Below are 16135 nucleotides of genomic sequence, written 5' to 3'. Positions count from 1 at the left end.
AATGACCATCAAGCGTTTGGGCATAGATGGTGAAGGGATCGGTTACTACATTGTTCACTTCTATTGCCGCATCCATAGAGCAATCTGCAACGTAACGGCATCTTCAAAATTTTGGGGATCATAACCTGTATCTTGTTTGATTTTTTTCAAACGGTAAATCAACGTATTCCGGTGCACATATAGTGCTTTGGCAGTCTTGGCCAGATTCAAATTACAGGAAAAAAATACTTCCAGTGTTTGGAGTGCTTTAGGCGAAAGGTTTCCCAAAATCCGGGAAGTAAATTTTTGTTTAAACTCCCTGTCAATTTGAGAAAGCAATGCTCTCGTCTCAATGTCAGCATAAGAAATGAGATCCTGATCTTGGGTCCCCATATCCAGGGCAATCCTTGCCTCTTCATAAGAGATCCATATCTTTTCCTTTTCTTCCACTGCGGAACCCAGTCCCATTTTTAGTGGAATCCCCATCCGTTTCATAAACGCGCAAACCTTTTCCAAATTTTGTATAATGGTGAGTTCAGCAAGGCCGAAAGAAAGAATGAACAAACGGTTGAAGCCAAGAAAGCCGGTGACCATTTTTTTGTCATCAAGAAGGTCTTCTAGCGTTTTAATCAACATCTGGCTTTTCATGGTCATTTCTCCAAATTCAACAATAGTCACATGAAATGGGGGATGGAGATGAATCTGTAACAGATTTAAACGCTGGTCCACCCCTTCATAATTAGTTTTTGGTTGAATTAATTCATGGAAAACAATTTCTTTCATCCGCTGTTTCCATTCCAATTGAGTTTCAACAAAAGCTTGGTTGATCATCATCTCTGTGATCATTTTGACCAACTCCGCGACTTGCCCGATTTCATCCGGGGCTCCAGTGATTCCAATGACTCCCACAATTTGACCTTGGAATACAACGGGCAAATTGATACCAGGGAGGGCTCCCATCCATTGTGAAGGATTTTGAATAATTAAGGGTTGGCCGGTCTCCAAAACATACTGAGCACCTTCATGAATTTGATTCAGCCGGGAAGCATCTCCGGAGGCGATGATCTTTCCAGTGTGATCCATCATATTGACATTTCGATTCAGCCGTATCATTGTTTCCTTTACAATGTCGCGGGCAATTTCCTTGGTCAGCATGCTGCTTTCACTCCCTGTGTCATTTATGTTTATATTAACCAAAAATATGCTATAATTTAAATCTTTCTTTTGTATATTTTAACTGAAGATTTTTGGGGTTTAAATTTTTATAATATATATAACTAAGAGCGTTTTACAGGGAGGCGGTGAAAACGTGAAAATTGTAATTGCACCTGATTCTTTCAAGGGCAGTGTATCGGCATGGGAAGCTTCGCTTGCAATCGAAAAGGGAATTAAACGTGTACTGCCAAAAGCGGAAACGGTCCTTGTTCCCGTAGCGGATGGAGGAGAAGGTACGCTGGATAGTCTTGTTGCCGCCACCAACGGTCGGAAGGTGGCGGTATCCGTGACCGGGCCCTTGCACAGGCCGGTTCAGGCAGCATATGGCGTGTTGGGAGATGGGGAAACCTGTGTGATCGAAATGGCCAGCGCTTCCGGCCTATGTCTCGTCCCTCCCGAAGAGAGAAATCCCATGGTAACGACAACCTACGGAACGGGGGAGTTAATTAAAAAAGCCCTTGATGACGGATGTCGCCGTTTTATTTTGGCGATTGGCGGAAGCGCAACCAATGATGGCGGAATAGGGATGCTGCAGGCTCTGGGTATTCGGCTTTATGATAGTAAAGGGAATCCCATCGGATGGGGCGGGCAGGCCTTGGGCGATATCGCCGATATTGATGATCGAAACTTTGATCCTCGTATTGAGGAGTCCCAATTTTTAATTGCCTCCGACGTACAAAACCCTTTGATTGGTCCTCATGGAGCTTCCCATGTGTTTGGTCCGCAAAAAGGGGCAACACCGGAAATGGTGGAACAATTGGATCATTATCTCACTCGTTGGGCGGATCTGGTGGAAAAGAAAAAAGGGATCCGTTTGCACGACCTGCCTGGAGCGGGGGCGGCTGGCGGGATTGGGGGAGCATTTCAAGCCTTTTTCCCAGCCACAATGAAACGGGGGATCGATATTGTGATTGAGTTCACCAGGCTGGGGGAAAAAATGAGAGGAGCTGAGTTGGCCTTCACAGGGGAAGGACAAATCGATTTCCAAACCGCTTCCGGAAAAACACCGATGGGAGTGGCCCAGGAAGCCCAAAAGCAGGGGGTACCGGTGTTTGTCTTAGCAGGCTCTGTGGGGCCTGGAGTGGAAACCCTCTATCAATATGGGATCCATAGTATTCATAGTATTGTCAGCGGTCCAATGTCCCTCGAGGAAGCGATCGATCGTGCCGAAGAATTACTGGCGCAAACGGCGGAACAAGTTGTACGAACATATATGGCAAATCCAGCTCATCATGAATAGCAAGGAGGTCTAAACATTGAAAATCAAACAAATGATTGAAATAAAAAAGTAAAAATTGGGAAATGGGGAGGCTTGTATGAAAACAACACTGCTTTACGGAAAACAAGGATTGGCGATTGAAGTACCGGATCATTCGGTCATTCTTGAACCAAAAAACTTGCCTGGACTTGAAAATGAAGAGGAAGCGGTTCTTCATGCCTTGCGAAATCCGATCGGGACAGCCCCATTACGCGATAGAGTGAAAAAAACGGATAAAGTGGCCATCGTCATCAGCGACATTACACGTCCCACCCCTAATCACAAGCTGGTTCCATGGTTATTAAAGGAATTGCATCACGTTCCCCTTGAAAACTTTGTTATCATTAACGGGACCGGAACCCATAGAGATCAAACGAGAGAAGAATTTGTTCAAATGTTGGGCGAGTGGGTTGTTGACAATGTTCGTGTCATCAATCATCATTGCCATAATAAAGAGGAGTTGGTCAAAGTCGGGGAAAGCCGATTTGGCTGTCATGTTTATTTGAATAAGGAGTATGTGGAAGCCGATTTCAAGATTGTGACTGGATTTATTGAGCCTCACTTCTTTGCGGGATTCTCCGGAGGACCGAAAGGGATCATGCCGGGGATTGCGGGAATCGAAACAATCATGACCTTCCACAATGCACGGATGATTGGCGATCCTTTAGCCACATGGGGAAATATGGTAAACAATCCAGTCCAGGAGATGGCCCGGGAAGTGAACCGGATGTGTCCGCCTGACTTCTTGTTGAATGTCACCTTAAACAGGGAGAAAGAAATTACGGCGGTATTTGCCGGGGAGTTGTTTCAAGCCCATGACCGGGGCTGCGCATTTGCCAAAGAACATGCGATGATCCGTTGCGAGCATCGTTTCGATGTGGTCATTACATCGAATTCAGGTTATCCGTTGGATCAAAATCTTTATCAAGCTGTAAAAGGGATGAGTGCCGCGCATAAAATCGTAAAACAGGGCGGAACCATTATTTGTGCAGCGGAATGTTCGGACGGTCTTCCCAATCATGGGAATTACGCAAAGATCCTTCAAATGAGAAAAACGCCCCAGGAAATCCTGGATATGATCAATGACCCGTCATTTAAAATCTTTGACCAATGGCAAGTACAAAAACAAGCCGTCATCCAGGTTTGGGCGGATGTTTACGTTTATTCGAGTTTGCCCGACAAAGATGTGGAAAAAGCCATGTTCAATCCTACTCATGATATCGAACACACATTGGAACAATTAAAGGAAAAATATGGTGAAAATATGAGTGTAGCTGTGCTTCCCCTCGGTCCATTAACGATTCCCTATGTTGAAGAGTAAAAGTAAAGGGGTTGCCCCCAATGTCATGGGGCAGCCCCTTAAACCGGATGGAAGAAAGAGAGGTTTGTGCTGGATGCTAGTCAGGGACAGCAAGCCGGCAGCTCCTTGGTTGATTGCCTTATGCTGTGTGCGGAATAATTAGCCCATATCCCGGATACAGTAAATCCGGTGAAAAAAACGGGCGCCCTCGATTTGCTGTAATAATGGACTGGATGGAAACCTCAAATGTTTCGGCAATCCGGGAGAGCGTGTCTCCTGGAGAGATGACATAAATAGCCGCAGGAACCCTGATGAGTTGGCTGGGAGCAAGCAAATCCGGGTCGATAATCTGGGGATTCGTCTCCAGCAACATTTCCACAGTAGTTCCAAACCGATCAGCAATGCTACCGAGGGTATCTCCCCAATTCACAATATAAATGACTTGATCATCAGGAAAGAAAACGGATGGGGCAATCAGGACCTGACCTGGAAAAATGAGGCCAGGATCAGTAAATGGTGGGTAAAGGGCGTTTAGGCGTTCAAGTTGATTGATATCGCTGCCTAATATGGTAGCAATCCAATAAAGTGTATCAGTGGGCCGGACAGTATAAATAAAATGTGTTCCATGAGCCACAGGCAAAGGTCATTCCCCCTTAAGACTTTTTCATATTAGGGTATGTAACCATAAGGGGAATGGTGATAAATGACTACTAGCTGGCAGCAATCCAACTTTATCACCCTGAATTCCGCCTCCGATGAAGAGCCAGTCAAGCATGTCTACAACTCCTTTGATTGATGTATTCTTAATCTGATCATAAAGCAGAATAATTAGGAATATATTATTTGACAGAGGTTATTTATTACTCTACAATGGCTAATGTAAATCGTAATAATTATTATAAACAAACTACTTAGGATCACAAGATGTTTTTTTATAAGAAAATACCAAGCAGGGTGTAAAAAATTTTTATATATGGGAGAGAAGAACAATGGAAGACAAACGGATTCCTGTGACGGTTTTAAGCGGGTACCTAGGGGCGGGGAAAACAACAATCCTTAATCATGTCTTAAACAACAAACAAGGGTTGAAAGTGGCCGTCATTGTGAATGATTTGAGTGAAGTGAATATTGATGCCAATTTAATTCAGAATGAAGGGGCTTTATCCCGCACTGATGAAAAGCTGGTGGAGATGTCCAACGGCTGTATTTGCTGTACATTGCGTGAAGACTTGCTGGTAGAGGTAGAACGTCTGGCCAAGGAAGGCCGGTTTGATTACATCTTAATTGAATCTACTGGCATAGGGGAACCCGTTCCGGTTGCCCAGACGTTTACCTATGTGGACGAGGAGCAGGGCATCGATTTATCCAAATACTGTCGCCTGGATACCATGGTCACAGTGGTTGACGCCTACCGTTTCTGGATCGACTTCTCTTCAGGGGAGAGCCTGATGGACCGCAATCAAGCGGTGGGAGAGGATGATACCCGGGACGTGGTTGATCTGCTTATTGATCAAATCGAGTTTTGTGATGTACTCATATTAAATAAATGCGATCTGGTCAATGAGCAGGACTTGGCGAAACTGGAGAAATTGTTACGCAAGCTGCAGCCGACAGCCAAGTTTATCAGGGCTTCCCATGGCCAGGTAGATCCCAGGGAAATTTTGAACACTGGCTTGTTTAACTTTGAGCGGGCCAGTCAATCGGCTGGATGGATCAAAGAATTACAAAAAGGAGAACATACTCCGGAAACAGATGAGTACGGCATCAACTCCTATGTATACCGGCGCAAAAGGCCTTTTCATCCTGAACGACTGGCCCGGTGGTTTGAAGAGTGGCCAGAAGAAATAGTTCGGGCCAAAGGGCTGGTCTGGTTAGCTTCCCGTCCAGACGTTGCTAACAATATAAGTCAAGCGGGTCCTTCGATTCAATTCGGTCCAGCCGGCTACTGGATAGCTGCTTTGCCAGAAGAGGAGCGGGAGGCTCTACTAGCTGAACAACCTCAATTGAAGCAAACGTTGGCTTCGGAGCATGGTGACAGAATTAATGAGATCGTATTTATCGGGATTCATCTGGATCCTGAAAGGGTGACAAAATCCCTTGATGAGTGCCTGGTTTCAGATGAAGAGTTCAAACGTTCGGCGGATGACTTTGTCGATCCGTTACCATAAATTGTATCATGTGCTCATTTATCCCCATGAAAATTTCATGTACAATAGGGACAGAATGGATACAGGCCTTTCACTTTTGCATGATAGGGAAAAGAGCCGGGAGAAAGGGATGGGACAACATGACCAGAATGAGTGAGATGAGCAGGGAAGAACTGGAGCGGGAAATGCGGCGGCTGTTGGCTGAAGCAAGGAAAAAGGAGCAAGCTGGGTTTATTTCTGAGGCTAATATATTGGAGCAAAAATTTTACATGGCTAAATCGTATCTGATGGATCCGGCTGAGATTAAAATAGGAGGCACATACAGAGTTGTCGGTGAAAAAGGCATCTTCACTGTAGAGTATATAAACGGCGTGTTTGCTTGGGGGAAGCTGGATACATCACCGGAGGAACGTGGTTTCCCCATTGGAAGATTAGAAGAGGTAAAAGAGAACTAACAGATAAAGACCCTGGCCAGAAGGCAGGGTCTTTATTATGGGTGGCTTGTGGATCAGCGATCAGTTTACTTTGGTAGCAAGCTATTTAGCAGATACTGCAATCTGCTTTTTCTTCTTTTTCTTGGTTTGTGTACCGACGACTTCTTCAAAGGCAACAAGGGCTGCTTCATATCCGCTTAAACCTTGCTCTTGTTCAACACGGGCAATGGTCTCGACCATACGCTTGTAATCTTTCGGAATTACTTTGACGAAGCAGGACACAACCAAGTCCCACTGCTCCAGGATTCTCTTAGCATGTTCGCTTCCCGTATATTGCACGTGCTTCTCAATCATCGCCTTAACTTCTGCGATTTCAGCGGGATCTTGCAAGGATTCAAACTCGATTAATTCTGTGTTGCAGGTGGATTTAAAGGTGTTTTTCTCATCCAGCACATAGGCGATACCGCCGGACATACCAGCTGCAAAGTTCTTGCCAGTCGGACCAAGAATCACGACCCGGCCGCCAGTCATATATTCGCACCCGTGGTCACCGACACCTTCCACGACCACCCGGGCTCCGCTGTTACGGACGCAGAAGCGCTCTCCAGCCAAGCCGCGGATATAAGCTTCACCCCCGGTGGCCCCATAGAAAGCGACGTTACCGATAATCATGTTTTCTTCCGCTTTAAATGTGGCTTTGGGTGACGGGTAGGCAATGAGCTTGCCGCCGGACAGTCCTTTGCCGAAGTAGTCGTTGGCGTCTCCTTCCAGGGTTAAGGTTATCCCTTTGGGTACAAAAGCGCCAAAACTTTGGCCGGCTGAACCGGTAAAGTGCAGGCGGATCGTATCTTCAGGCAAGCCTTCAGCACCGTAACGCTTCGTCACTTCATGTCCCAGCATGGTGCCTACCACACGGTTGGTGTTTTTGATTGGGAAAGAGGCTTCCACTGTTTCTTGTTTCTCCAGGGCCGGTCCGCAGCGTTCTATCAGCTGCTTATCCAGCGCTTGATCTAAACCATGATCCTGTCTTTGAGAGTTGTAACGTTTGTGCTGGCCTTCCACCGGAGGCTGGTAAAGCAGCGGTGACAGATCAAGACCGCTGGCTTTCCAGTGGTCAATGGCTTGCTTCGGCTCAAGCACATCGGTGCGGCCCACCATTTCATCAATGGTGCGGAAGCCGAGCTGGGCCATTAATTCTCTGACCTCTTGGGCGATAAAGCGCATGTAGTTGACAATGTATTCCGGATCACCCTTGAAGCGTTCCCGCAGTTTAGGATCTTGGGTGGCTACTCCTACCGGACATGTATTCAGGTGGCAGACACGGGCCATCACGCACCCGAGCACCACCAAAGGAGCGGTAGAGAAGCCGTACTCCTCGGCTCCCAGCAGGGTGGCAATAACCACATCACGCCCCGTCATCATTTTACCGTCAGTTTCAACAGCAATGCGGTCACGCAAATTGTTCAGGACCAGCGTTTGATGAGTTTCAGCCAATCCCAGTTCCCAGGGTAAACCGGCGTGCTTAATGCTCGTTTTGGCTGCTGCACCTGTACCGCCGTCATAGCCGCTGATTAATACGGTATCGGCCCGGCCTTTAGCCACTCCGGCTGCCACAGTGCCTACTCCCGCTTCAGAAACCAGCTTGACGCTGATGCGGGCTTGAGGGTTGGCATTTTTCAGATCATGAATTAATTGGGCCAGGTCTTCAATTGAGTAGATGTCATGGTGCGGAGGCGGTGAAATCAGTCCGACACCCGGGGTAGAACCTCTCACTTCTGCAATCCACGGATACACTTTGTTCCCCGGCAATTGTCCCCCTTCGCCCGGCTTGGCTCCTTGGGCCATTTTGATCTGAATCTCATCGGCGTTGGTCAGGTAATGACTGGTCACCCCAAAGCGGCCGGATGCAACCTGCTTGATCGCACTGCGGCGCCAGTCACCGTTTTTGTCACGGGTGAAGCGGGCCGGATCTTCTCCCCCTTCACCGGAGTTGCTTTTGCCACCGATGCGGTTCATGGCAATGGCCAGAGCTTCATGGGCTTCCTTGCTTAAAGCCCCATAGGACATGGCGCCCGTTTTGAAGCGGCGGCAGATGGATTCGACCGGCTCTACTTCGTCTAAGGGGACGGGCTGCCGGTCTGTTTTAAACTTAAGCAGACCGCGCAAGCTGTTTTGTTTCTCATGGAAGCTGTTGGCCAGTTCGGCAAATTTTTTGTATTCCTCATAATCGTTGTTACGGCAAGCTTTTTGCAGCTGGTGGATCACCTTGGGTTCAAACATGTGCTCCGTATCGCCATTGCGTCTGAACTGGAAGTCGTCTCCACTGTCCAGCTGCTGGGCCTGTTCAGGATCTCCATAGCCCCGTTCATGGCGGAGCAAGGCCTCTTTGGCGATGATGTCGAGATCGATGCCGCCCAGGCGGGAGGTGGTCCAGGTGAAATATTTGTCGATCACAGTCTGGGCAATACCGATCGCTTCAAAGATTTGTGCGCCTTTGTAGCTCTGGATGGTGGAGATCCCCATTTTGGAGATGACTTTGAGAATCCCTTTGGTCGCCGCTTTAATATATTTGGCAATGGCTTGCTCCACCGTGATGTCTTTCAGAATTTGATTTTCAACCATATATTCAATAGATTCAAAGGCAAGATACGGGTTGATTGCATCAGTGCCGTAACCCAGGAGCACACAGAAATGATGGACTTCCCGCGGCTCTCCAGATTCGACAATGATGCTGGCTTTGGTGCGTGTGCCCTGACGGATGAGATGATGGTGCAAACCTGAAGCAGCCAAGAGCGCAGGCATAGCAGCATGCGCTTCATCCACATTGCGGTCAGACAAAATCAGGAGGCTTGCACCGCTTTGCAACGCTTTATCCGCTGCTTGGAATAAGGCTTGCAGAGCCTTTTCCAGGCCTTGTTCACCTTCAGCGACAGGGAACGTGATAGGCAGTGTGGCTGCCTTGAGCCCTTCGCGGGTGTTGGCCCGGAGGCGAGCCAGCTGTTCGTTGGTCAAAATCGGTGTCTCCAGGCGAATATGGCGGCAGCTTTCCGGTTCAGGATGGAGCAAATTGCGCTCCGGACCGATAGTGGTGCTGACCGCTGTGACCACTTCCTCGCGGATGGCATCAATAGGCGGGTTGGTTACCTGGGCAAACATTTGCTTGAAATAGTTATACAAGAGCTGTGGCTTTTTAGACAACACCGCCAAGGGGGCATCATAGCCCATGGATCCGACTGGATCTTCGCCACCCTCCACCATTGGTTTGATCATTTTATCCAGTTCTTCTTTGGTGTAGCCAAAAGCGTTTTGACGCTGGGTTAAGCTGTCAAAATCGGCTTGGGGCATTTCAGGATTGTTCGTTTCAAGCTCATCCAGGTCAATTAAATGTTCATCCAGCCACTCCTGGTAAGGGTGTTCTGTGGCGATTTGTTGTTTTAGTTCCTGGTCGGAGACAATGCGTCCCTCTTCCAGGTCAACCAGCAGCATATGGCCAGGATGCAACCGTTCTTTAAGCACAATATTCTCTTCCGGGATGTCCAAGACACCGACTTCAGAAGCCATAATCACCCGCTCATCCTTAGTGACATAATAGCGGGCAGGACGCAAGCCGTTGCGGTCCAGACAAGCGCCCACCTGTTTTCCGTCCGTAAAAGCAATGGCAGCCGGTCCATCCCATGGTTCCATCAAACAACTGTGATACTCATAAAAGGCCCGTTTTTCCGGATCCATATGCTGATCATGAACCCACGGTTCCGGAATCATCATCATCACGGCATGGGCCAGAGAACGTCCCGATAACATCAAGAACTCCAAGGCATTGTCAAACATGGCAGAGTCACTGCCATCCTGATCAATGACGGGGCGGATTTTTTCCATGTCCTGGCCAAAATAAGGGGATTCACATACGGCTTCACGGGCATGCATCCAGTTCACATTGCCTTTTAAAGTGTTAAACTCCCCGTTGTGAATGGTATAGCGGTTGGGATGGGCACGCTCCCAGCTGGGGAAAGTGTTCGTACTGAACCGGGAGTGCACCATAGCGACTGCCGTGGTGACATCCGGGTCTTTGAGATCCAGGTAAAAACGGTCCAACTGGTCAGAAGTGAGCATCCCTTTATAGACAACTGTCCGGCTGGACAGGCTGGCAACGTAGAAGGGATGGTCTTTGACCTCTTCAAGAGCCCCGATTTCGTTTTCTGCCCGTTTGCGGATCACGTACAGGCGGCGCTCAAAATCCAGATCATCTGTCAGATCAGCACTGCGGCCAATAAATACCTGACGGATAAACGGTTGGGCGGCTTTGGCTCTTTGGCCCAAAAATTCGTTTTCCACGGGAACCGTACGCCAGCCAAGCAAGGTTTGCCCTTCTTCTTTTATGATCCGTCCTACGATGGATTCAAATTGACTGCGCACTTCATCATCATGAGGGAGAAAAATCATGCCCACACCATATTCGCCGGGAGCGGGAAGGTTGATACCTTCCTGGGAACAGGCCTTGACTAAAAAGGCATGGGGAATCTGCAGCAAAATACCGGCCCCATCTCCGGTGGTCGGTTCATCCCCCTGTCCGCCCCGGTGGTCTAAATTGCGTAACATGTGTAACGCATCTTGCACGATGGCATGCGATTTTTTACCTTTCATATGAGCTAAAAAGCCGATTCCACAGGCATCGTGTTCAAATTGGGGATCATAAAGTCCCTGTTTTTCAGGCAGTCCGTTCTGTCTCATGAGCTCCACTCCCACTGTTGTTTGATATTTGTCAGATTTTTTTACCATTATAGAGCAATTTGATTGATCTTTACAATATATAATTTCGATCATAATGATCGCAAAATGATATGAATTAAATAGGAAAATGGCAGCCGTTGTTTAGCGGCCGCCATACGGGGGGCTGATTTGGAATGAACTAGCGGGAGCGGTGGCTGGTCCACATCGCTTCATCAATCAGTGTTTTGGGTTTTTGGCCGGACAGCCCTAGCATGATGTTTTCAGCTGCCAGGCGAGCCATAGCCATCCGGGCCGGGATGCTGGCACTGCCGATATGGGGAAGGGGAACTAAATTTGGCAAGGTGAGCAGGGGGTGGTCAATGGGCACGGGCTCCTGTTGAAACACATCTAATCCTGCTGCCCAAATTTGCTTCTCTTTCAAGGCATGATATAAGGCATCTTCATCAACAACAGGTCCGCGGGAAGCATTAATAAAAATGGCTGTCTTTTTCATCAATTCAAATTCCCGCCGGCCAAACAAATGGCGGGTTTCCGGGGTCAGCGGAGCCAAAGATACAACAAAATCGGCTTGTTGCAAGAGCTGTTCAAAAGAACAGTAGGTGGCTCCCAGCTTTTCTTCTGCGTCTGGTTTGCGATGGCGGTTGTGGTATAGAATCTCCATGTCAAACCCCTTGGCCCGGCGGGCAACTGCTTCCCCTATGCGGCCCATGCCCACAATGCCCAGCGTTTTGCCGTACACATCCTGCCCAGCCATATACATTGGACTCCATGAAGTCCACTTGCCTTCATACAAGGCCAGGGAGGCTTCTACCAGACGGCGGGCGGTGGCCATCAGCAAAGCAAAGGTGAGGTCTGCTGTCGCTTCACTGAGTACATCGGGGGTATTGGTCACCATAATGCCAAGTTGTTTGGCTGTTTTAAGGTCAATGTTATCATAGCCGACGGCCATATTGGCCACCAGTTTCAAATTTTGTCCGGTCCTTAACACTTCTTCGTCGATGCGGTCCACCACCATGGTGAACAGAGCATCCGCTTTGGCCGCCTCTTCCAGCAATTTATCCCTGGGGCAGGGAATATCGGCTTCCCACATGCCTACGTGAGCTACTTTTTCCAGAAGAGAAACGATTTCATTCGGAATTTGCATGGTAATAAACACGTACGGTTTAGCCATGGACTCATCTCCTTTGTCAGAGACCTTTTATCACCATTTTACGACAGATGATCGTCAATGAGAAAGACAACAATACGTCCTGGACCGTGAACGCCGATGCTCAGATCCATTTCTATGTCAGCACTGCGGCTGGGCCCAGTAATAAGGTTAATGCAGGAATAATCTGGGACAATCCCTTTGAACTGGCTTAACACTTGGGTGAGTCGCGGGATAATTTGTGACCCGTGCAGGATCACGCCACAAGTAGTGGGCAACAAACTGACCAATCTTCCTTGCTCTCCCCGGTTATAGAGCACAACAGTGCCTGTTTCTGCCAGGCCGTGCTCAGCCACCACCAATCCTAAATCGGCTTGTTCGGCTGCGGCAATAAGGGCCTCCCGTCCGGCTGAGGACGACCAATAGGTGGTGTGGATGTCTCTTAACTGGTTCAAGGTTTCGGTAAGGACTTGTCCTGCAGCAGAAGGATGCTGCCAGGCCACGATTCGCTTACAGCCCTCCTCTTGAATCCAACGGCTCACTGCTTCAGGCAGCTCTTGCAGGGTAGAAATGCGTACCACTTCACCGGTTAAAGCGCTCAGTTCTTGTTCAAATTGATCTACCAGCTCGCTTTGAGTAAGGCCTTGGCACAGATGGTCCCAAGGGTGACGGGTCCAGCGGGGACGGTTGACCTGTGTAGGTGTGGGACGTCCCAGTTTATGGGCAATCTTCTGCAAAAATGCCTGTCTATCTGCCATCGGGATCACCTCCGTACCGTCCTGCCCGCTGCCACCATTCCCGGAAACTTTCTTTAGCTGGTGCAGGAAAGTCGCGTTCCTCGGTCCATGCTTTTAATGGCCCTGGCCCCTTGTTCAGGAATCCTTCATCATCAGCAAATGGTTTTAACAGATGTTTGGCCATTTTTAATCCCAGCCGGTAGAGGGCAGGGTTGTTCATCGCCGTGCCGAACAAACGAAAAATAAACCGTTCCACGCCAGGACTCCGCTTCTCATCTACTTCATCCCGGCGCAGATCAATCAGCATATCGTGCAGAGGGATTTTGACAGGGCACGTTTCCGTACAGGCACCGCACAGACTGGAAGCGTAAGGGAGTTCTTCCCATTCATCAAATCCTTCTAAAATGGGGGTTAAAACTGCGCCCACGGGGCCGGTATAAACACCGCCGTAGGCATGGCCGCCAATGTGCCGGTAAACAGGGCAGACGTTCAGGCAGGCACCACAGCGGATGCAGTGCAAAATGCTTTGGTACTCTGTGCCCAACGCGTTGGAACGGCCATTGTCCACGATAATCACATGCATCTCTTCCGGTCCGTCTTGATCATTTTCCCGCCGGGGACCGGTTAGTGCTGTTACATAGCTGGTTATTTTTTGGCCGGTGGCACTGCGCGGCAGAAGAGAAAGCACGGCATCAAGATCTTCCCAGGTGGGCACAATGCGCTCCATGCCCATCATGACAACATGGGTTTTGGGCAAAGTCGTGGTCAGTCGGGCATTGCCTTCATTGCTGACCAGGACGATAGAGCCGGTCTCTGCCACAGCAAAGTTACAGCCGCTGATACCTATATCCGCGTTTAAAAATTTGTCCCGCAACTGGTGGCGGGCAAAGCGGGTTAAAGCCGAAGTGTCTTCGGGCAGTTCTTTCCCGGCCACTTCTGCAAACAACTGGGCAATCTGTCTGCGGTTTTTGTGAATAGCCGGGGCAATAATATGAGAAGGCATCTCTTTAGCCAACTGAATGATGTACTCTCCGAGATCCGATTCAATGGCTTCTACTCCAATTTCCTCTAAGCGCTTGTTTACATGCGTTTCTTCGGAGACCATCGACTTGGACTTAATCACAGTTTTGGCCTGCTTTGCTTTAGCCAGACGGATGAGGTAATCCACCGCTTCCTGTTCTGTCTCGGCAAAAAAGACGGTGCCACCGTTGTTTTCCACATTGGTGGCGAATTGGTCCAAATAGTAATCGAGGTGTTCAATGGTATGGTGGCGAATCGCTTCTGCCCGTGTCCGCCATTCCTCAAGATTGCCCAAAATCTGAGCAGCTCTTTGTTTTCCTTCCCGGAAACGGGCTTGGGCGTTTTTTAAGGACTGGCGCAGGAAGGGATCATTCAGCCCTTGTTCCACTCGTTGTTTAAATGGCAGAGGATTGGAGAGACTCATAGCGCTGCACCCCCTCATATAACAGTTCGGCTACATGAAAAACCTGGACAGGATATCCAAGTCTTCTCAAACGCCCTTGGATGTTCATCAGGCAGGCCATATCAGAACCAACCAAAATATTGGCCTGAGTAGCAAGGATATGTTCCACTTTTTCATCCACCATTTGTTCAGAAATCTCTTTCATCTTCACGGCAAAAGTTCCACCAAACCCGCAGCAATCCTGATGATAAGGCAGATCCACGACTTCTAATCCCTTGATGGATTGTAAAAGTCGAAGGGGTTCGCCCGAGACACCCAGGCCCCGCATCATATGGCAGGAATGATGATAGGTGGCTCTGCCTTCGTAACAGGCATCAACAGAGCTAACTTTTAGAATATTAACCATAAATTGAGAGAATTCATAAACTTTGTCGGCAAATTGCTGGGCCTTATCACGCCACTCGTCGTCGGCTGCAAACAAAGTAGGATAATAATGGCGAATCATGGCTGCACAGGAACCAGAAGGGGACACCACGTACTGAGCGTTTTTAAAGGCGCGGATCAGTTGTTTGGCTGCTGTCCGGGCCTCTTCATGGTAACCGCTGTTATAGGCAGGCTGACCGCAACAGACCTGTTCGAGAGGAAAATCTACCTCGCAGCCGTGACGGCGCAATAAATGAACGACCGCCTGGCCTACACGTGGAAAAAAACAATCTGAAAGACAGGTGATGAACAGAGAAACGCGCATGTCAAATCCCTCCTCAGTTGAGATTTAAAAGTATGATCATCTGATGATTGTTCAAAAAAGAAGAACAAAACAACACGAGAAGCTTAGAAAAAGTGAAACCTATGCTTTTTGAAAGATAGCCTGGGAATTATGTTTATTTATTCTGTTTTTGTATGTTCAAGATCTTTGTTAAAACGAATCAATACCTCTTCAACTTTGACGAGGTGGGCAAGCATCAGCTGTTCAGCTAGTGGCGCATTGCGGTCAACAATGGCCTGATAAATGGAAACATGCTCTTGATATAATCGTTCAAAGGTGGATTCTTCCGCATAGAGCCAGATGCGCCGGCTTTCCCTCATGGTTTCTACCATCGTATCGGCAATTTGGTTCATGAGCTTGACTAAAACGCTGTTTTGAGACGCTTCTGCGATTGCCAGATGAAATTTGACATCGGCCTTTTCCCCGAGATCTTCATCTCCTGCCGCTCGGCTCATTTCGTCCAGGGCCGCTTTCATCTGGGCTAAATCGGACTCCTTCCGTTTGGTTGCTGCCAGACTTGCGGCCCCTGTTTCAATGATTTTGCGCACTTCAAAAAACTCCAGCATGCTCTTGTTATCTAGTAAAATAGCCGGTGTAGCGGGCAAGGAAAGCTTGGAAAAGTCATAGGCATTGACAAAAGTTCCTTCTCCCTGCTTCATGTGCACCAAGCCCATGGCCCTCAATGCACTTAATGCTTCCCGAATGGCTGAACGGCCAACATTAAAGTTTTTGGCCAGCTGTTCAACCGAATCCAGTTTATCCCCAGGTTTTAATTCCCCGCTTTTGATCATCTCTATTAACTGTTCAGCTACAATTTCATAGATTTTTTTTGTTCTGACACGTTTATATCCCATAACGCCACCCCTGGAATAACCTACATACTCTTATTGTAACCAATGACGGAAATGATCACAATAGAGGTGGCGGTGGGAACACAATTTCCTGGGCCGTCTCTACGGACCAGGGAAGGGAAAAAAATGGATCCTCCATTGTCGATCTGA

12 protein-coding genes are annotated in these 16135 nt (G+C 48.4%); 4 read left to right on the top strand and 8 right to left on the bottom strand.

Going from position 1 to position 16135, the window contains the following annotated elements; translation table 11 throughout:
* Positions 1-60: 60 nt before the first annotated feature.
* Positions 61-1134 carry a CdaR family transcriptional regulator gene (locus tag J2S00_RS14045; protein ID WP_307341019.1) on the bottom strand — a complete coding sequence of 358 codons (1074 nt, stop codon included), beginning with the start codon at positions 1132-1134 and terminating at the stop codon, positions 61-63.
* A gap of 154 nt (positions 1135-1288) precedes the next feature.
* Between J2S00_RS14045 and J2S00_RS14040 the strand changes: the two genes are divergently transcribed.
* Together J2S00_RS14040 and larA are read left to right on the top strand one after the other, a co-directional pair.
* On the top strand, positions 1289-2434 hold the full coding sequence (locus tag J2S00_RS14040; RefSeq protein WP_307341016.1) for a glycerate kinase: 1146 nt from the start codon (positions 1289-1291) through the stop codon (positions 2432-2434).
* 76 nt (positions 2435-2510) lie between these two features.
* Entirely contained in the window at positions 2511-3773 is a 1263-nt protein-coding gene (gene larA / locus J2S00_RS14035; RefSeq protein ID WP_307341014.1) for a nickel-dependent lactate racemase, read from the top strand.
* A 118-nt stretch (positions 3774-3891) separates the two neighbouring features.
* On the opposite strand, the gene J2S00_RS14030 is transcribed toward larA, so the two are convergent.
* Positions 3892-4392, bottom strand: a complete 501-nt coding sequence (locus J2S00_RS14030) for a LysM peptidoglycan-binding domain-containing protein (RefSeq protein ID WP_442319990.1) — start codon at positions 4390-4392, stop codon at positions 3892-3894.
* A 349-nt stretch (positions 4393-4741) separates the two neighbouring features.
* Here J2S00_RS14030 and J2S00_RS14025 point away from each other — a divergent pair, with 349 nt between their 5' ends.
* Together J2S00_RS14025 and J2S00_RS14020 are read left to right on the top strand one after the other, a co-directional pair.
* The gene (locus J2S00_RS14025) at positions 4742-5920 is read left to right on the top strand and encodes a GTP-binding protein (RefSeq protein ID WP_307341012.1); all 1179 of its coding nucleotides are present in this window, start codon (positions 4742-4744) and stop codon (positions 5918-5920) included.
* Between the two features lie 119 nt (positions 5921-6039).
* Positions 6040-6354 (top strand): DUF1811 family protein, encoded by a 315-nt coding sequence (locus J2S00_RS14020; protein ID WP_307341009.1) that lies wholly within the window; start codon positions 6040-6042, stop codon positions 6352-6354.
* 81 nt (positions 6355-6435) lie between these two features.
* Here J2S00_RS14020 and gltB read toward each other — a convergent pair whose 3' ends face one another.
* The 6 genes from gltB to J2S00_RS13990 form a co-directional block, all read right to left on the bottom strand.
* Positions 6436-11061, bottom strand: coding sequence for a glutamate synthase large subunit (gltB, locus tag J2S00_RS14015; RefSeq protein ID WP_307341007.1), 4626 nt, complete (start codon positions 11059-11061; stop codon positions 6436-6438).
* Between the two features lie 178 nt (positions 11062-11239).
* On the bottom strand, positions 11240-12232 hold the full coding sequence (locus J2S00_RS14010; RefSeq protein WP_307341004.1) for a 2-hydroxyacid dehydrogenase: 993 nt from the start codon (positions 12230-12232) through the stop codon (positions 11240-11242).
* Between the two features lie 38 nt (positions 12233-12270).
* On the bottom strand, positions 12271-12966 hold the full coding sequence (locus J2S00_RS14005) for a LutC/YkgG family protein (RefSeq protein ID WP_307341001.1): 696 nt from the start codon (positions 12964-12966) through the stop codon (positions 12271-12273).
* Complete coding sequence (locus J2S00_RS14000; protein ID WP_307340998.1) at positions 12956-14389, bottom strand: LutB/LldF family L-lactate oxidation iron-sulfur protein; 1434 nt, start codon at positions 14387-14389, stop codon at positions 12956-12958. Before J2S00_RS14000 ends, J2S00_RS14005 begins: the two co-directional genes overlap by 11 nt.
* The gene (locus J2S00_RS13995) at positions 14361-15116 is read right to left on the bottom strand and encodes a (Fe-S)-binding protein (RefSeq protein WP_307340996.1); all 756 of its coding nucleotides are present in this window, start codon (positions 15114-15116) and stop codon (positions 14361-14363) included. The genes J2S00_RS14000 and J2S00_RS13995 overlap by 29 nt, the downstream gene beginning before the upstream one ends.
* Before the next feature lie 137 nt (positions 15117-15253).
* Complete coding sequence (locus J2S00_RS13990; protein ID WP_307340992.1) at positions 15254-15988, bottom strand: FadR/GntR family transcriptional regulator; 735 nt, start codon at positions 15986-15988, stop codon at positions 15254-15256.
* Between the last annotated feature and the right edge of the window lie 147 nt (positions 15989-16135).

The sequence above is a fragment of the Caldalkalibacillus uzonensis genome (genome assembly GCF_030814135.1).
In the GTDB taxonomy this organism is placed as follows: domain Bacteria; phylum Bacillota; class Bacilli; order Caldalkalibacillales; family Caldalkalibacillaceae; genus Caldalkalibacillus; species Caldalkalibacillus uzonensis.
The sequence above is the reverse complement of the archived record's forward strand: the minus strand, read 5'-3'. Positions and strand labels throughout refer to the sequence as shown.